The sequence below is a fragment of the Paenarthrobacter sp. NPDC090517 genome (genome assembly GCF_044769165.1).
Classification (GTDB): Bacteria; Actinomycetota; Actinomycetes; order Actinomycetales; family Micrococcaceae; genus Arthrobacter.
Genome location: NZ_JBIVXN010000013.1, coordinates 1 through 17,498 on the forward strand (window position 1 = coordinate 1; position 17,498 = coordinate 17,498).

Sequence of the window (17,498 nt, forward strand, 5' to 3'; positions counted from 1 at the left end):
TACTCAAACGTGCTGCGCCGCTTCAACCGCGGCTTCAACGCCGAATCCAACCCGCTCATCACATTGCTTCTTTCCATCATCACTTGCTTCATCGGAGAGCTTTCTCAGCGGATGGCTGCTTCGGTGATGGCTGATTCGTGGAGCCCCCAGTAGTCCAGGGATTGCTTGTACTGGGGGGTTTCGAGGACGGACTGGATGGCTTTTTGCAGGGCCGGCGTTAGGGGTGAGCCTTTTTTCAGACCCATGGCGACGTTGGTGTTGGTGCGGGTGTCCATTCTGGGTTCAAGCATGACGAAGTGGTCTGGTTGTTGGACTTGTGCCCACGCCAGGCCGCTGGCGTCGTAGAAGACACCGTCCATGCGTTTGGAGTCCAGTTGGGTCAGGGCTTCCTGGACATTGGGCAGTGTTACTGCATTGATGGCCGGTTTGCCTTTTTCTTCGCAGGTCCATTTGGAGACGTTAGGCAGGTGTTTGAGTTGCTGTGTGGAGCCTTTGGTGACGGCGATATTCTTGCCGCAGAGGGTGTCGTTGGTCAGGTTCTGCGGGTTGCCTTTGGGTACGGCGATGGCGGAGCCGCCTTTGAGGTAGTTGATCATGTCCAGGACCTTGAGGCGTTCCTCGGTGGCGGACATGGTGGTGGCAGTGAAATCGAAACGGCCGCCGTCGATGCCGGGGACGATGGTGTCGAAGGCGGTGTTTTCGAACTTCAGTTTCATTCCGAGCTTTTTGGCTACCAAGCGGGCGAGGTCCGGGTTCACGCCGATGGGTGTGGTGTTGTCCTCGGCGAGGAATGTCATGGGCGGGGAGCTGAGGTCCATCGCGACTGTGAGTTCGCCTTTGGCCTTGTAGGACGCAGGTAGCAGCGCGATAGCGTCAGGGTCTGCCTGGACGCCTTCTGAGATGTCGCGGGTGTTCTGGGTTTTGGGAATGTCCGTGGCCTGGCTGCCGGCGGCCGTGCCGCCGCAAGCGGTCACGGCCAGCAGGACAGCAAGCCCTGTCGCCGCGGTCTGGAGTTTATGGTTGGTCTTCATGTTGTTTCCCTTCAAGGAATCAGGGGCAAAGCCGCCTGAAGTACGTTTCTTAATTGCTTCCGCGTGCCGCATCGGTGGGACAGGCGAAGGGGAATCTCGTGCTTTGGCGAGATGTGACTTAGGTCTCGGCTCTAGTGCTATGAAACGCTCTTTACTCGTGATTGTCAACAGTTCAACAGTTGAGCTACAACTTTAAGGGCGCGCTTTCAGGAGAGGAAATGGCCAAGGGTATTGGCCGGCAGAAAAGTTGGAAGTCAAGCAGCGGTTTGCTGGCAGGCTTCTTCGATCATCCGCCTGACGTCAGGCCGGATCCGTGGTTTGAGCACCTAACGCATTGTGGAATTGGGTCAACATTTCCTGGCGGTAGCCCTCGATGTCACCCTCCAAAGCAAGCTCTGCCAACCTGTCGTGTTCAACGGCAATCTGATGCAGATCGCTGTAGGTAGGATGGTCCGCCGCGAAGTAGAGGCGCAGCTTGTTCTCCCAACCATTCCAGAGACTTTGTAGTGCCGAATTGCCGGAGAATTCGTAGAACAGGCGATGGAAACGAAGATGGGCATCAATACTCGCCGGGATATCGTTTGTGTCCGTGGCCCGGTAAAGTTCCTCAATCGTTTGCTTAAGGCGAAGCTGCTCCGCATCCCGCAGGGTCTGCGCAGCAAGCTCAGCAGCATAAGGTTCAACTAGCATGCGGATCGCTGCGATCTCGGCAACATCCCGGGCACTTACCTCTACAACGAATGACCCCCGGAAGGGCACCTTGACCACGAGGCCTTCTTCTTCAAGCTTGGTCAACGCCTCGCGCAGTGGCGAGCGACTGATGCCGAGGTCCGCAGCGATGTGCGTTTCGCGCAGTTGTTCGCCGGGGGAGACGGTTCCGTCCAGGATCGCGGAACGGAGCACACGATAGACGCCGTCCGGCGTGGTCGTTCGCTGTTCTTGCCATTCAAACCTGCGATCCACCGTGCGCCTCCCCGTCGATTGTCGATTATACCGCCAGCGCCGTGTACTTGTACTCCAAGTATTCTTCGATGCCTACTTTTCCACCTTCCCGGCCAAGGCCGGATTGCTTGACGCCTCCAAAGGGTGCCGCCGGGTTGGAAACAAGCCCGGTGTTGAGGCCGACCATGCCTACCTCAAGCTGTAAGGAGAACTGCATGCCTTTATCAAGGCTCTCAGTGAACACGTACCCCACCAGACCCCAATCCGTGTCGTTGGCGAGACGAAGAACTTCGTCCTCGCTGTCGAAAGGCGTGATCGCAGCCACCGGACCGAAGATCTCCGTACTCATCAGATCGGAGTCCAGAGCCACATCCACCAGCACCGTGGGGGAGTAGAAATAGCCGGGACCTTCCGGGCGTCTGCCGCCGGTTAGGATACGTGCACCCTTGCTGACGGCGTCAGCCACCAGGCTTTCGACCTTCTCCAAGCCTTTTCGGTCGACGAGGGGTCCGACGTCGGTACCAGCCTCAGCGCCGTTGCCCACCTGAAGTTCCGACATTCTTTTAGAGAACTTTTCTGCAAATTCTTCGACGACGGAACGGTGTACGAAGAAGCGGTTCGCGGCGGTGCAGGCTTCGCCCATGTTGCGCATTTTGGCTTTCAGCGCGCCTTCGACGGCTTTTTCGATGTCTGCATCGGCCAGAACGATGAAGGGCGCGTTTCCTCCGAGTTCCATGGAGGAACGCATGACGTTGGTTGCCGCCTGACGCAGTAATGTCTTGCCCACCTCGGTAGAGCCGGTGAAGCTTACCTTGCGGGCGATGCCGTTGCTCATCCAGTGATCCACCACGCTAGAGGCTTTGGAAGTGGTGACGACATTCAATACGCCATCAGGCAGGCCGGCCTCGCGGAAGATCTCCACAAGGGCGAGCGACGTGAGCGGGGTCAAAGCGGCGGGTTTGAAAACCATGGTGCAGCCGGCTGCGACAGCAGGCGCGATTTTGCGGGCACCCATGGCAAGGGGGAAGTTCCATGGGGTGACGAGCACGCACGGACCTATGGGTTCCTTAGTGATCATGATCCGGGTGGTCCCGTCCGTGGCGGTCGTGCTATCGCCGCTGATGCGGACAGCTTCTTCGGAGAACCAGCGGAGCATATCGGCGCCGTAGGCCACTTCGCCCCGGGCTTCTGCAAGGGGCTTGCCCATCTCTGCTGTCATGATTGCCGCCAACCTTTCGGTGTTAGCGATCACGAGCTCGAAGGCACGCCTAAGGATGTCGGCCCGCTCACGGGGTGTGGACTTTCCCCAAACAGCCTGTGCCCGCCCTGCTGCCATGATGGCAAGGGCTGCATCCTCAGGGCCACCATTGGCGACGTGGGCAATAATTTCGTTCGTGGCTGGATTCTCCACCGGGAATGTGGCTGAACTGGCCGCTCCTTGCCATTCGCCATCGATGAACAAGTCAGTGCGAAGAGTGGAGGGGTCAAATGAAGTAGTCATGTCACGCTTTCTGTGTGGGTAGGGAGTGGTGGCAGTGGTATGGCTGGAATTAGGCGGTCCTGAACCGTTCCGGGCGCACGAAATCCAGACCTTCGATTGGTTGTTTACCGAGCGCTTCATGCGCGGCGATGTGGCCGTACCCGGTGGCGTTCTTGAATCCGCCTCCGGAGAAGCCTGTGGCGAAATAGATCCGGCTTGATTTGCTAAGCCATCCCAACAGCGGGTTGCGGTCCTTGGTATAGAGGTCCGGAAACGCGTCTGAGCGGACAATGGTGGGAATCAGACCCGGGATGAAGTCCGAGACCGTTTCCAAGGTTTCGGCGATTTCGGCTTCAGAGAGTTCCCTGGGGAAGACGTCGGGATCACCGGTCACTGTTCCCCGGCCATCCAAGGTGGCCTTGACTGTTACCCCGTCAACGGTGGGGGCTCCATATATTGCGCGTTCCTCGTACATACGACTAAAGATGGGGAATTTTTCCGGCGTGAAGTGGGCTGCATCGCGGGCAACGAACCACGACAGGAAGACCCTGCGTGTTTCGGTGTGCGCCTTAAGATAGTCAGGCATGAGTCGCTGGGACCAGCCCCCCGAGGCGACGATGACGTTCTCGAAGCTCCAGGACCTGTCGCCTGAGGTGATGACAACGCCGTCATCGGTTTCGCTGATGCTGTCGATCGGGGTGTTGATGTGCATGGTAGCCCCATTGGCTTCCGCGGCGCCGATAGCGGCAGTGACAGCCCGGTCCGTGCGCAGGACCCCTGCATTCGGGTCGTAGACTGCGACGTCATCTGCGCGGAGCTTGTGCTGCGGATAACGTTCGGTGAGGTCTTCGCGACTGAGAATTTCGTGGGCAGCCCCGTTGAGATGCGCAGTTTGCAGGAGCCTGTTGATGTAAAAGCCGTTTGCGGTGCCAATGGACAGTCCGCCGCACCGCGTGAGGATGTCCTGTCCCGTTTCCGCTTCCAGTTCAGCCCAAAGATCACGGGAGCGTTCCAAGATGGGGTAGAGGCTGGGGGAGCCGAGGTAGATCATGCGGAACAGACGGGTGTCACCGCCCACGGCACTTCTACCGTGGGCGGGTGAGTGTGCCTCGAACCCGGTGACGGCGTCCGTCAGCCGAGAGGCCTGCCACAAGGCCATGCTGCCAATGCTGCCCAGTCCAATGACTGCGAGTTTTCCATCCATGGTTTGTTCACTCCTTCAAGTGTCAGATGTAGCGGCGGCCTATTCGTGAAGCCCGGCGAGCCTGCTGCCGAATTTGGCCAGCAATGACGTCTTGGTGGAATCCCGGTGCTCTTCCCACGTGTCTGCAAGGCCGAAGAGGCTGTACATGCTGTGGACTCCAAGCCAGCGGATGGGTTCGGGTTCCCACTTTCGTGCCCGGTATCCCACCCAGGGAAGGGACGTTCGTTCGGTCTTTTGTTCGAAGGCCAGTTCCACCAAGGTTCTACCGCCCAGGAACGCTGCGGTCACGCCGTGTCCTGCATAACCGGTAGACGAACCGATCCCGGCTGTTTGATCCCATTGGACGCCGCCGTTCCAGTCGCGCGTAACGCCCAGAACTCCGGACCAGGCATGATCCACGTCGAAGTCGATCTCCGGGAAAAACGAACGAAGCTTGGTGGACAGCAGATCAACCGTGGACTGGGGGGTTGAGCCTGCGCCGCCCGTCCCCGAGCCGTAGCGGTAAGGTTTGCCTCGGCCGCCGATGGCGATGCGCCCGTCCGCTGTTCGTTGCGAATAGATGAAGGTGTGCGCGGAATCGCTGAGGCACTGCGGGCCATTCCAGCCGATCTGCTGCCACGCTTGGTCTGACAACGGCTTGGTGACGATCATCGAGGAGTTTATTGGTATCAGGCTCCTGTTGCCGAGCAGTGCTCCGGAGTAGCCCTCGGTGCAGATGAAGGTCTTTGTCGCAGTAACCCGCCCGCTGTTGAGGGTGAGGGTGTTGCCGTTGATGCTGCTGACGCGGCTGCCCTCGTAGATGCTGACCCCCATGGAGGTGAGGGTGTCGGCGAGTCCGTAGACGAGTTTTGCCGGGTTAAGCCGGGCGCAGTGCTTGTAGACGAGGCCGCCGTGGACGGTGGAGATGTTGATGTGTTTCCGGAAGTCTTCACGGCCGATCAGATAGACATCGTCTTCGGTCAATCCGTACTTCCAGTCGGCGTCACGTCTGGCGACCAGCCGGCCAAGCCCGGCTTCTGTGTGGGCAGCGACCAGCGCGCCGCTCTTGTGCTGATCTGCATCTATGCCTTCAGAGCGCAGGATCTCCAGGACAGCGTCGACGCCGGCGACGAACTCCCGCTGCAAGGCGCGGCTGGCCTCGACGCCTCCGTTGGATGCGCGGGCGAACCTGGCGCGGTTTCCTGCCGGCATGGCAGAGAGCCAGCCGCCGTTCCGGCCGGAGGCGCCGTAGCCTATCTGCTCTGCTTCAAAAACGGCCACCGTGAGTGAGGGCTCGAGCTTCTTGGCGAAGTACGCTGCCCACAGGCCCGTGTAGCCGCCCCCGACAATGGCCAGGTCTACGGCTTGGTCTCCTGCGAAGTGTGGGTAGGCGTGGCGCTTGTTTTCGAGACCGGCCATCCAGAAGCCGAGGTCTCCGTTTCGGGGTGCTGCCGCGACGGTTGTCATTGTTGATCCTTCTTTGGGTGGAAACGGTGATCAGAAGGCGGTGTAGCCGCCGTCGACGGGGAGTACTGCTCCGGTGATGTACGAGGATTCCGGTGACGCCATGAAGAGGATGGCGTCGGCGATCTCTTCGGGGGTGGCGAGGCGTTGGAGCGGGATTTGGCCTTCGCGCTGCCGACGGTAGGCTTCGGGGTCATCCCTGCGTTGGAACGATGCCTCGATGACAGGGGTCACAGTCAGCCCGGGGGCGACGACGTTGACGCGGATGTTCCGTGAAGCCCACTCGATGGCGGCGCCCTTGGCCAACATGATGAGGCCGCCCTTGGCGGCGGAGTACAGGACTTCATCGGGCTTGCCCACTATGCCGAGCCGTGAGCTGACCAGGACGAACGAGCCTCCGGCGGCGGGCATCAGGGGTGCGAAGTGCTTCATCATCAGGAACGAGCTGAGCAGGTTGCTGTGAAGCACGTTCTTCGCGTCGTCGTAGCTCATCTCTATCAGGGGGCCGCTGACTTGCAGTCCGTGGTTAAGGACAACCACGTCCACAGTGCCGAACGACTCTGCAGCCTGGCTGGCCAGGCTTTCGACGAACGCTTCGTCATTGAGGTCGCCGGGGACGTACAGGTCCTCTGGCTGGGCGCTGTGAAGTTGTTCCCTGCGGCCAGTGCGGAGCAGACGCGCCCCTTCACGGCGGAAATGTGAACTCACTGCCTCGCCGATTCCGCTGCTGGCTCCGGTTACTACAGCCGTGGTCTTTTCAAGTCTCATGTCGGTCACTCCGTTGTGATGTAGGTGCTTGGTGAAGCGCTGGTAATGGATCAGCTGAGGAATCCACGCGCGTCCACTTTCCAGCGCTCCAGAGAGGTGCCCGTACTGTCGGTGACGATCAGCTCTTCGAAGTTGATGATTACGGGGCAAACGTGGTTGGGCACGATCGGAAGCACGGCGCCGATGCCTGGACTGAAGTCGCCGGCGGGCAATGGAAGGAAGCCGTGATACTCGTTGAGCTTGGACAGCACTGCCTGGGTACCGGCGACGGAACCGTAACCGATCTCAGCATTGCCCTCCCGGCTGAGTGCCTTGGTGCCTACGTCGAGGATGACTTGATCGGGAACCCAATCGCTGACTACCGTGCCAGCGACGAACAGTGCGATTTGATCCTCTGTGCAGGCACCTAACCTGGTGTTGTTGAGGTCGTTGAAGACGTATTCGCCGGGCCGGATCTCGGTGATGATGCTGCTGGTTGCGTATTCGATGGTGGGAGTGGAGCCCGCGCTGACCACATCGGCTGTGATGCCTGCGGCGTTGAAGCTGCGCACGGCGTCGGTTAGCGCGGCTTCCTGATCCATTGCGGCTTGCTTTCGGGCTTCCCGGCGGGAACTGCCATGGCCCGGGTAGGTGAAGACGCCTACCGGTACCAGGCCTCTCTTGCGGGCGGCAACGGCGAGGTCGCCGGCTGCCTCGGGCGGTGCGCCGGAACGGCGGGCACCGCAGTCGACCTCAATCACGACTTCCAGACGCCCGGCTTCAGAGCCCATCGCATCTGCCAGGGCATCGACTGCCGCAAAATTATCGACGCCGACCCTTAGCCGGGTGGTGACGGCAAGTTTTCGGATCCGCACGCCCTTGGTCCCTGAAGGCCAGATCGGGTAGGCGATGAAAATGTCATCGAAGCCAGCCGCAGCAAACACCTCTGCCTCACCCACATTGCCTGCGGTGATTCCGACAGCACCGGCTTTTACCTGGCGCCGGCCGATTTCGACACACTTGTGCGTCTTAACGTGCGGCCTGACGTCGAGATTGCGCAGGGTGGCGAAGGCTTGCATGCGATCGATATTTTCTTGCATCACATCGACCAACACGATCGGCGCCGGAGTATCGATCCGGTCGAGCAAGCTGTCCAGTGCTTGTTGAAGCCTGTTCACGCTGTTCTCCTCATGAAGTACGTAATTGGTGGAGGAGAGCGTAAACAGGCTCCCTCGTTTGCTTGTGGACCGGGACTCCGGTTCACCGGGTCCCGGTCCAAGCCGCTGTTCGGAGTTCCTAGACAGCCGTGCAGATCATCTGGATTTCGACAGGCGTATTGAGCGGTAGCCCAACGACGCCAATGGCGGTCCGTGCATGCCGTCCGTTCTCACCCAATACCTCAATGAGCAATTCGCTGGCCGCGTTGGCCACCCGCGACTGCAGACCAAAGTCGGGCGTGCTGGCAACAAAGACCAGCATCTGAACAATTCGAACCCGCTCCAGATCCCCCACTGCCTGGACAGCGGCCGCGAGGCAGTTCAGCACCGCATGGCGTGCAAGCTCCCGTGCCGTCTCCAGATCCACATCCCGGCCAACAATCCCTTGCCCCAGCAGTACGCCGTCCTTGAAAGGCAGCTGGCCCGAGATATGGATGCCCGCACCCACACCCCGGTGGTCTACGTAGTACGGGTTATCAGCAAGGAGCGGCAAATCAAGGCCCAGGGCCTCAAGCCGATCCGAAGCCGAACTCGCCTTGGTGACGCTCATCCGGACAGGCTCCCTTAGGAGGTTGAAGGTCGCGGCAGGCCGAAGAGAACAGGGAGATCAGCGATGTCGGTGATTCGCTCGTATCCGAGCCAGTGCTCGTCGTGTTCGAAGCCGCGGTCAACGTACACCTTGTTCTTGATGCCCATGGTTGCTGCTGAACGGTGGTCGTACATTGGGCTGGCGGAAACGTGCACGATCTCGTCTGGTGTCACTCCCAGCTTTTCGAACAAGTACTCGAACGCACCGAGCCGCGGCTTGTACATGCCCATCTGCTCGGCGGTGATGATGACCTCGAACGGGGCATTGAGGTTCTCTGCCAGGCGCACAGCCTGGGCGGTGTCGCTGTTCGTGATGATGACCAGCGGGACTTCCTCCGCCAGGCGGTTCAGTGCCTCCGTGACACCCGGGTACGGGCCAAAGGAGGGGACCTTCTCGTACACTGCCCGTGCATCGGCCGCAGTGAACTCCAGACCGACCCGGCGCGAGGCGCGCTCCATGGAGTCGGCAACGATCTGGTGGAACGGCTTGTAGTCGCCCATGCATTCGTCGATGCGGTACGCCTTGCAGGCCTGCAAATAGTCATCGGCGATCCCGGCCGGCAGCCGGTCGCCCAAGACTTCACGAATCGCATCGTTGATGGCGAACTTGATCAGCGTTCCGTTCATGTCGAACGTAACGAACTTTGGCTTGGTTGCGAATGCCATTTTTTCCTCCGGTACGGATAATGTCGATTGTCGACGAGAGAACGAGTGTCTGCGTCGATTGTCGACAATACGCTCGTGTGGACTGGATTGTCAACGGGTACCGAAGAATCATCTCGCAGGGTAAGTCGTCGACTATGCCGTGACTTGGAGATTCTTTCGCCAATCCCTTTCGTAGATTGTTGACAATTGATAGGCTCTGTTCATGTCTTCCTTTTATCCCCGACACGCTAAGCGAACGAAGGACATCTCATGAAGAAGCGACGCCCTGCTGCCTCCAACCTGGACCACTTTGCGACGGCCAACACCGGTCACCACTGCCCGGTAACGGGATGGTGGTCACTGAAGTGGAATGAAGAGGCCACTATGTTCATCACAGAAGGGCAGGTGATGCCGGCCGTGGGCGGCGTGCCGACCGTGTGGATTCTGCGTGAGACGGCCAGCTACAGCCGCGCAGGCGCAACCCCGTTGCTTGCGGCGTCCTAGAAGCTACCTGCGCGTCATGGGCTACCCGGCCACTGAAGCTGTGAACTAGGCCTTCTTCCGCAGCCCTGCCTGTTCCACGAGTTCGGTCAACCACGGCCGGTGTCCTTGATGGAACACCATCCCGTCCGGCAGTCCCCGCACTCTGGGGACCGAATCGGAAATGTCAATGGTTACCCTGCCGCCTGCCATGGGTGCGTTGGTGATGTGCAAGTCGCCGTACGAGGCCGGCAGCTGCGGATCCATCCAGAATCCCCCGTGGGACACGTGGGCGTCGTACCTCATCAGGCTCGTGATCAGCTGGATGGGTGAGGCGGCTGCCCAGGCTTGGGGTGAGCAGGCCGTGGGATAGGGCACCGGCTCGCTGTACTGCTCGCGGCTGAACCCGCAGAACAGCTCGGGGAGGCGCCCCTCGGAGAAGGCGGCCGCGTCGAACAGGGCTGTGGCGATTCGTTGAGCTTCCTCCACGAATCCGTAGCGCACCAGTCCGGCAGCGATAACGGCATTGTCGTGCGGCCAAACCGATCCGTTGTGGTAACTGGCCGGGTTGTACGCGCCCATGTCGGTTGCCAGAGTGCGCACACCCCAACCACTGAACATCTCGGGTGACATCAGCCGTTCAGCTACCAGTGGCGCCTTGTCATCATCCACCAAGCCGACCCAAAGGCAGTGCCCCATGTTGGAGGTGCAAGCGTCCACCTGCCGCTTTTTGCCGTCCAGTGCGATCGCGTAGTAGCCGCGGTCCGGCATCCAGAACTGCTCGTTGAAACGGGCCTTTAACTGGGCCGCGCGATCGGCAAGCTCGCGCGCCAGGGGTGCGTCGCCGGCGTCGTAAGCCATCCAGGCTCTGGCCATGTACGCGTCATAAACATAGGCCTGGACCTCACACAGCGCGATGGGAGGCTCGGCAAGGCGGCCGTCCGCGAAGTTGATCCCATCCCAGGAGTCTTTCCAACCCTGGTTGATCAACCCACGATCGTTGAGGCGCTCATACTCGACGAAGCCATCGCCGTCCCTGTCGCCATAGTCGCGGATCCAGTCGAGGGCCCGGTCTGCATGGGGCAGCAGGGCGGCGATGGTGTCCTGGGCGAACCCCCAACGGCTGACCGAACCCAACACCACCACGAACAGGGGAGTGGCATCGACGCTGCCGTAGTAGATGGACTTGCCGCCCAGAGCCAGGCTGCTGGAGACATCCAACCGGACCTCATGCAAAATCTTGCCCGGTTCTTCCTCGCTCACGGGGTCAACCACCGTGCCCTGCCGCTCAGCCAACGTTTGCAACGTTCCCAGGGCCAGCGAGGGATCAACAGGCATGGCCATTTCGGACGCCCACAACGAGTCCCGTCCAAACAGCGTCATGAACCACGGGGCTCCTGCGGCCACCACCACTCTCTCCGGGTGGGCAGGGTCCTCAATGCGGAGGGCGCCAAGATCGTCGTAACTCCGCCGGAGGGTCCTCTCGATGGAGTGGTTGCCCATCTGGAGGACGGGAATTTTGGCCACCCAGTCCTGCCGGCGTTGATCACTCCGGGACAGTTGTCCGACGGCGGGACGCACCAGGGGCGCTGATGGTGCCGCCCCTTCAAGGCCGGGCATCACCATGAGTTGGGTGCTCCAGGAGCCCCGTGCCGGGATAGTGGTCCGGTAGGTGAAACCTTCCAGGCCCGCTTCAGCGGTGTCGGAGCTTACGACGACGGACTTCCGGACTTCCTGCCATCGGGCGCGAATGGTGAGTGTTTTGGCATCGACCTCGCGGCTTTCTTCCCACTGAGTCTGAACGCGCGCTTCCTTCACCTCGAAGACATCGGCGAAGTCGGAAGCTACGGTGATCGCGATGAGGCATTCCGCGGGCTTCATCGAGTAGTTGCGCACGGCGAGGTGTTCCGTCATCCCAAAACCCAGTTCCCGGGTGCGTTCCACGATGAGCGGGGTGTCAGCGTATCCGTCAGGCATGGTGATGCGGCCAGCAAAGACCGCCCTGTACGGTTCCTTCGTTTGGGCTGTCAGGGGTTCCACGGACTGTCCGTTCACACTGAGGCTCCATGCCGACAGAATGCGCGTGTCCTGGAAGAAGAGGCCGTGGGGATGATCCGGGTTGATGTCACCGCTGGGCAGCGAAATGCAGAAGGACGTGCCCTCCACCAAGGTGACCGTCCCGGCGCCCAGGGGACCGGCGGCGGTATCGGCATTCCATCCAGCCATTTCCGGCTCCTTTGGCGCTCCTGCTAAGTCCTCGCTGTCCTGCTACATCCTCACAGTGACGCTACTCTCGCACGGCGGTGTGGGCCAGACCCCAAGGCCGGCAGCCAGCGTTGGGAGTGCGCATTGGCGTGAGCTTGAGGGCAACTGTCCATTCTGCGACTATTTCCACCAAAGCCTATCGTCGATTGTTGACAATTGTTAGAATGGAACCTGTGCTCTTCCAAGGACGGCGGGCACATTCAGGCGGGGCTCAGGCCCCAGAAGGAGCAATCAATGGTCAAGGCCACTGTCATGAAAAATGCAAATACCGAGAACCCCGGCGAACACCTTCCGAAGCCCACATCAAGCACTCCCGGCCAGACCGAAGTGTCCCTCCGCCTTTGGGCCCGGGAAGGACTGAAAACCGGCATCTGGGAGGCAACGCCCGGTGTGTCCACGAGTACCAGGCCCGGCTATGACGAGATCTGCCAGATCCTCAGTGGCACTGCGACCATTACCGAAGAAGATGGAACCAGCTTCGAAATCGGTCCCGGCTCCTTGTTCGTCACGCCGGCCGGCTGGACGGGAACGTGGACCATCCACGAAACGTTGCGGAAGATGTGGGTAGTTGCCGACCTTCCCAAGGTCTAATAGCGAAGGTCCAGTAGATGAAGGGAAGGGCCCGGTTCACTGAACCGGGCCCTTCCCTTCGGATATACGACGACGCCTAGGCGGTTATTCCTGTCACTTCAGGCTTGGACGTAAGGTCCTCCACGGCTTTCTGCATATGACGTTTGATGGCCTTTTGCAGGCCACTCCGATCGCGTGCTTCAAGCAGGTCCAGGATCATTTGGTGTTCCTCCACCAGCGCATCGATACGTGGGTAGGCCACTTCCAAGCTGAGGATACACATCCTGGATTCCGCAGCCAGGGTCTCGTAGATCCGGATCAGGCGTGTGTTCCCTGTTCCTGAAACAAAGGCAGTGTGGAACTGCATATCCAGCCGGGCGATAGCCTGCCAATCCGACGCCGCCACCTGTTTGGCCATACTTCGGATGATGCCTTTAAGTTCCCGGCAGGTGTCAGCGACCTGATCCGGTTCGGCATCCAGAAGCGTGCTGGCGGCGGCCAGTTCCACAGCTTCACGGACTGCATAGATCTCCCTGACGTCATCCGTGGAGAGTTCCAGCACGAAGACGCCTCGGTTGCGCTTGCTCACCAGGATGCCCTCTTGGCACAGCCGTTGCAGAGCTTCGCGGAGTGGGCCCCTGGACGTGCTGAGCTGACTGGCCAGTGCCGATTCGTTGACTTGTTGTCCAGGCCTGAAAGCTCCCTGGACAATAAGCTCCCGCAATTGGTCAGCGATCAGCTGCGCCGTGGGCCGGCCCTCCAAAACGAACATTCCCTCCGGTGCCGCCATTGACATCCCCTCATTCCGTGCTTCGGCAATTTGAATTTATTAGACCGCTACTGCTGTGTACTTGTATTCCAAAAACTCTTCAATCCCGATTTTGCCGCCTTCGCGTCCCAATCCGGACTGTTTGACCCCACCGAACGGCGCGGCGGGATTGGATACCAGGCCGGTGTTCAGCCCGACCATTCCCACTTCCAGATCGGCGGAGAACCGCAGGGCCTTGTCCATGCTCTCTGTGAATACGTACCCCACCAGGCCCCATTCAGTATCGTTGGCCAGGCGGAGAACCTCGTCTTCGCTGTCGAACGGCGTAATGGCAGCTACAGGGCCGAAGATTTCCGTGGACATCAAGGCGGCGTCCGTGGGTACGTCCACCAGGACGGTGGGGGAGTAGAAGTAGCCCGGCCCTTCCGGACGGCTACCGCCTGTCAGGACGCGTGCACCCTTGGAGATTGCGTCTGCAACCAGGCCTTCGACCTTTTCCAGGCCCTTCTGCTCAATGAGGGGTCCGACGTCGGTCCCCTCCAAAGCGCCGTTGCCCACCCGCAATTCTGACATCTTTTTGGAGAACTTCTCGCCAAACTCTTCCACGACGGAGCGGTGGACGAAGAAGCGGTTGGCTGCCGTGCAGGCCTCGCCCATGTTCCGCATCTTCGCCTTCATGGCTCCATCCACGGCCTTCTCGATGTCGGCGTCAGCCAGCACGATGAAGGGGGCGTTTCCGCCGAGCTCCATGGAGGACCGCATGACGTTGTCAGCAGCCTGGCGCAGGAGGACCTTTCCCACTTCCGTGGAACCGGTGAAGCTGATCTTGCGCGCAATGCCGCTGTCCGTCCAGGTCCGGACCACGCTGGAAGCGCTCGACGTCGTCACAACGTTCAATACGCCGTCGGGAAGTCCTGCTTCCTTGAAGATCGCAACGAGTGCCAACGAGGTAAGGGGTGTCAGCTCCGCCGGCTTGAACACCATGGTGCAACCGGCAGCAACTGCCGGTGCGATCTTCCGCGCGCCCATGGCGAGCGGGAAGTTCCATGGCGTCACCAGCACGGAGGGACCCACAGGTTCCTTGGTGATGAGGATGCGGGTGTTGCCATCGACCGAGCTGGTGTTGTCTCCGCCGATCCGTACTGCTTCTTCGGAGAACCAGCGGAGCATATCGGCGCCATAGGCCACTTCGCCCTTTGCCTCCGTGAGGGGCTTGCCCATCTCGGCAGTCATGATGGCTGCCAATCGGTCGGTATTGGCAATGACGAGTTCGAAAGCGCGGCGGAGAATGTCCGCGCGTTCCCGAGGCGTGGATTTTCCCCACGCTGCCTGGGCGCGTCCGGCGGCCTCAATGGCCAAGGCGGCATCTTCAGGGCTGCCGTCGGCAACGTGGGCAATGACTTCGTTCGTAGCGGGGTTTTCTACAGCAAAGGTGGCGCCGTTTGCGGCCTGCTGCCAGCGTCCATTGATGAACAGGTCTGTCTGCAGTGAGCTGGGATCAAGTGAGGGGGTCATGGTGGCTCTTTCAGTGATCAGGGGACTAGGAGGTGGCCGTCTTGAGCGCCTGCGTGAACCTGGACAGGCCAACTTGGATCTCGTCGCTGCTGACGTTCAGTGCGGGGATAAGGCGGATGACGTTGCCGTTGGGGCCGCAGGTGAGGAGCAGCAGCTCTTCCTTGATGGCGGCCTGCTGGACAGCCAGCGCAGTTGCGGCGTCGGGCGTTTTGTCTGCAGACGTGAATTCGACGCCCTGCATCAGGCCTCGGCCGCGGACGTTGCCGATTCCGGTGAACTCGGTTTGCAACGCCTCCAGTCCTACCCTTAGTTCGTCGCCCCGGAGGCGGGCGTTTTCAACGAGGTTTTCGCGCTTGATGACACCGAGGGTGGCCACTCCGGCTGCTGCCGCGACGGCGTTCCCTCCGTAGGTTCCGCCTTGGGAGCCTGGCCAGGCTTTGCCCATCAGCTCCGCGGAGGCGGCGATTGCCGAGATGGGGAAGCCGCTGGCGAGGCCCTTGGCCGTGATAACCACATCTGGCCGGATCCCGGCCCAGTCGTGGCCCCAGAACTTACCGGTGCGGCCCACGCCGGCTTGAACTTCATCGAGGATCAGCACGATTCCGTGCTTGTCTGCGCGTTCACGCAGTCCTTGGAGGAAGGCAACGGGAGTAGGGATGTAGCCTCCGTCGCCGAGGACAGGTTCAATGATGAAGCCGGCCGTGTCACTGGGGGCACTGATTGTCAGGAGGAGGTGGTCCAGTTCCTTCAACGCGAATTCGACGGCGGTGGCTTCGTCCCAGCCGTACCGGTACCAGTGCGGGAACGGGGCTACGTGCACCCCGCCCATGATGGGTGAGAACCCTGAGCGGAACTTGGTTCCGGCTGTCGTCAGGGAGGCCGCGGCGACTGTCCGGCCGTGGAACCCTCCCTGGAAGGAGATGATGTTGGGCCTGCCGGTTGCCATGCGGGCCAATCGGATCGAGGCTTCCACGGCTTCAGAGCCGGACGTTGCGTAAAAAACACTATCCAAACCTTGCGGCAACACAGTTCCCAGGAGCTCGGTGAGCTCCAACAGCGGTTTGTGCATCACGGTGGTGTATTGGGCGTGGACAATCTTGCCCACCTGTTCGCGGGCGGCGGCCACAACATCGGGATGGCAGTGACCGGTGCTGGTGACACCAATCCCGGTGGTGAAATCCAAGTACTTCTTGCCGTCGGTCGCGTGGATCCAGCTACCGGCCGCGTGGTCGACAACCACGGGGGTTGCCTGCTTCAGGATGGGGCTAAGTGTTGCCATGGCTTCATACTTTCTTAGGAACTGTAGATTGTCAACAATACGCGATCAGCAGACATTCCCGCTGTTCGCGTGGAACTTGTCAGGACTCTTGGAACCGCTGGGGCCGCAGGAAGTCCAATCCGTCAAACCAGCGCTTGCCGAGCGCTTCGCTGGCCGCAATTTCTCCGTAGCCGGAGGCCATTTTGAAGCCGGCTCCCGAGAATCCGGTTGCCGAGTAGACCCTGCCGGATTTGCCGAGGAAACCCATCAACGGCTGCGAATCGGTGGTGAAGAGGTCCGGGAACGCATCAGAGCGCACGATGCTTGGGATCAGGCCTGGGAAAAACTCTGAAACTGTCTCTATGGTTTCCGCGATCTCCGCTTTGCTGAGATCGCGGGGCACTGAGTCGGCAGCGGGAGTTGGTGCCCCGCGACCATCGAGCGTGGCTTTGACGGTTACGCCGTCCACTGCCGGTGCCCCATACATGGAGCGATTTCCCGAAATCCTGATGAAGATCGGAAACTTCTCCGGTGAGAATTGTTCTGCTTCGCGGGCAACGAACCATGAGAGGAAGATCCGCTTGGTTTCGGTGTGGGCTTTGAGGTATTCGGGCATGAGTTGTTTGGACCAGGCGCCGGAGGCAACGATAGCCCGTTCGAAGGTCCACGAGTTTGCACCGGACGTGATAACGACGCCGTCGTCAGTTTCAGTGATGCTGTCAATTGGAGTGTTGGTCTTGACCGATGCACCGTTGGTTTCCGCCGCGGTGATGGCCGCGGTAATGGCGCGATCGGTTCGCAGGGCGCCGGCGTTGGGGTCATAGACGGCGATATCGTCGGAGCGGAGGTTGTGTTGGGGGTAGCGGGCGGCCATTTCCTCACGGTTGAGGATCTGGTGGGCGGCGCCGGTGATTCGTGTTGTTTCGAGCAGGCTGCGGAGGTACGGCCCGTCGCTGGTGCCGATGGAGAGTCCGCCACAACGGGTGAGGATGTCTTGTCCGGTCTCCGCTTCGAGTTCTGCCCAGAGTTCGCGGGAACGTTCCAGGAGTGGGTAGTAGGCAGGGTTGCCGCGGTAGATCATGCGGAAGAGCCGGGTGTCTCCGCCTGCGGCGCTGCGTGCGTGGGCAGGGGAGTGCGCTTCGAATCCCACCACGGCGTCAGTGAGCCGGGAGGCTTGCCAGAGGGCCATGCTGCCTATGCTGCCCAGTCCGATGATTGCGAGTTTTCCGTTCATGGTTAGAGGACCTGTTTGAGGAAGGTTTGGGTGCGGGGTTCTTTGGGGTTGGTGAGGACTTCGCGGGCGTCGCCGCGTTCTACGACGTTGCCTTCGTCCATGAAGATCAG

General features: G+C 60.5%; 16 protein-coding genes. 2 read left to right on the top strand and 14 right to left on the bottom strand.

The window, feature by feature from the left end; genetic code table 11:
- Positions 1–104 precede the first annotated feature (104 nt).
- The 9 genes from ACIQTW_RS21630 to ACIQTW_RS21670 form a co-directional block, all read right to left on the bottom strand.
- Positions 105–1,031 carry an ABC transporter substrate-binding protein gene (locus ACIQTW_RS21630; RefSeq protein ID WP_402941537.1) on the bottom strand — a complete coding sequence of 309 codons (927 nt, stop codon included), beginning with the start codon at positions 1,029–1,031 and terminating at the stop codon, positions 105–107.
- A gap of 300 nt (positions 1,032–1,331) precedes the next feature.
- Complete coding sequence (locus tag ACIQTW_RS21635; RefSeq protein WP_402941539.1) at positions 1,332–1,994, bottom strand: GntR family transcriptional regulator; 663 nt, start codon at positions 1,992–1,994, stop codon at positions 1,332–1,334.
- Positions 1,995–2,019: 25 nt separating this feature from the next.
- On the bottom strand, positions 2,020–3,474 hold the full coding sequence (locus tag ACIQTW_RS21640) for an NAD-dependent succinate-semialdehyde dehydrogenase (protein ID WP_402941542.1): 1,455 nt from the start codon (positions 3,472–3,474) through the stop codon (positions 2,020–2,022).
- A gap of 49 nt (positions 3,475–3,523) precedes the next feature.
- Positions 3,524–4,657 carry an FAD-dependent oxidoreductase gene (locus tag ACIQTW_RS21645; RefSeq protein WP_402941545.1) on the bottom strand — a complete coding sequence of 378 codons (1,134 nt, stop codon included), beginning with the start codon at positions 4,655–4,657 and terminating at the stop codon, positions 3,524–3,526.
- Between the two features lie 39 nt (positions 4,658–4,696).
- Positions 4,697–6,103 carry an NAD(P)/FAD-dependent oxidoreductase gene (locus ACIQTW_RS21650; RefSeq protein WP_402941548.1) on the bottom strand — a complete coding sequence of 469 codons (1,407 nt, stop codon included), beginning with the start codon at positions 6,101–6,103 and terminating at the stop codon, positions 4,697–4,699.
- A gap of 30 nt (positions 6,104–6,133) precedes the next feature.
- Positions 6,134–6,868 carry an SDR family NAD(P)-dependent oxidoreductase gene (locus ACIQTW_RS21655; RefSeq protein WP_402941551.1) on the bottom strand — a complete coding sequence of 245 codons (735 nt, stop codon included), beginning with the start codon at positions 6,866–6,868 and terminating at the stop codon, positions 6,134–6,136.
- Positions 6,869–6,918: 50 nt separating this feature from the next.
- Positions 6,919–8,025, bottom strand: a complete 1,107-nt coding sequence (locus ACIQTW_RS21660) for an alanine racemase (protein ID WP_402941554.1) — start codon at positions 8,023–8,025, stop codon at positions 6,919–6,921.
- A gap of 118 nt (positions 8,026–8,143) precedes the next feature.
- Complete coding sequence (locus ACIQTW_RS21665; protein ID WP_402941556.1) at positions 8,144–8,614, bottom strand: RidA family protein; 471 nt, start codon at positions 8,612–8,614, stop codon at positions 8,144–8,146.
- 14 nt (positions 8,615–8,628) lie between these two features.
- Positions 8,629–9,318 (bottom strand): haloacid dehalogenase type II, encoded by a 690-nt coding sequence (locus ACIQTW_RS21670; protein WP_402941559.1) that lies wholly within the window; start codon positions 9,316–9,318, stop codon positions 8,629–8,631.
- Positions 9,319–9,567: 249 nt separating this feature from the next.
- On the opposite strand from ACIQTW_RS21670, the gene ACIQTW_RS21675 reads away from it, so the two are divergent.
- Entirely contained in the window at positions 9,568–9,801 is a 234-nt protein-coding gene (locus ACIQTW_RS21675) for a hypothetical protein (RefSeq protein ID WP_402941562.1), read from the top strand.
- Between the two features lie 45 nt (positions 9,802–9,846).
- On the opposite strand, the gene ACIQTW_RS21680 is transcribed toward ACIQTW_RS21675, so the two are convergent.
- Positions 9,847–12,003: a glycogen debranching N-terminal domain-containing protein gene (locus ACIQTW_RS21680; RefSeq protein WP_402941565.1), complete on the bottom strand. Its 2,157-nt coding sequence runs from the start codon at positions 12,001–12,003 to the stop codon at positions 9,847–9,849.
- Between the two features lie 273 nt (positions 12,004–12,276).
- Between ACIQTW_RS21680 and ACIQTW_RS21685 the strand changes: the two genes are divergently transcribed.
- A complete protein-coding gene (locus ACIQTW_RS21685) occupies positions 12,277–12,633 on the top strand; it encodes a cupin domain-containing protein (RefSeq protein ID WP_402941568.1) in 357 nt (118 codons plus the stop codon).
- A 76-nt stretch (positions 12,634–12,709) separates the two neighbouring features.
- Here ACIQTW_RS21685 and ACIQTW_RS21690 read toward each other — a convergent pair whose 3' ends face one another.
- The 4 genes from ACIQTW_RS21690 to solA all read right to left on the bottom strand — a co-directional run bounded on the left by ACIQTW_RS21690 (position 12,710) and on the right by solA (position 17,388).
- A complete protein-coding gene (locus tag ACIQTW_RS21690) occupies positions 12,710–13,402 on the bottom strand; it encodes a GntR family transcriptional regulator (RefSeq protein WP_402941571.1) in 693 nt (230 codons plus the stop codon).
- A 39-nt stretch (positions 13,403–13,441) separates the two neighbouring features.
- Complete coding sequence (locus tag ACIQTW_RS21695) at positions 13,442–14,896, bottom strand: NAD-dependent succinate-semialdehyde dehydrogenase (RefSeq protein ID WP_402941573.1); 1,455 nt, start codon at positions 14,894–14,896, stop codon at positions 13,442–13,444.
- Between the two features lie 25 nt (positions 14,897–14,921).
- Positions 14,922–16,175, bottom strand: a complete 1,254-nt coding sequence (locus ACIQTW_RS21700) for an aspartate aminotransferase family protein (RefSeq protein WP_402941576.1) — start codon at positions 16,173–16,175, stop codon at positions 14,922–14,924.
- A gap of 79 nt (positions 16,176–16,254) precedes the next feature.
- Positions 16,255–17,388: an N-methyl-L-tryptophan oxidase gene (gene solA / locus ACIQTW_RS21705; protein WP_402941579.1), complete on the bottom strand. Its 1,134-nt coding sequence runs from the start codon at positions 17,386–17,388 to the stop codon at positions 16,255–16,257.
- Positions 17,389–17,498: the final 110 nt, after the last annotated feature.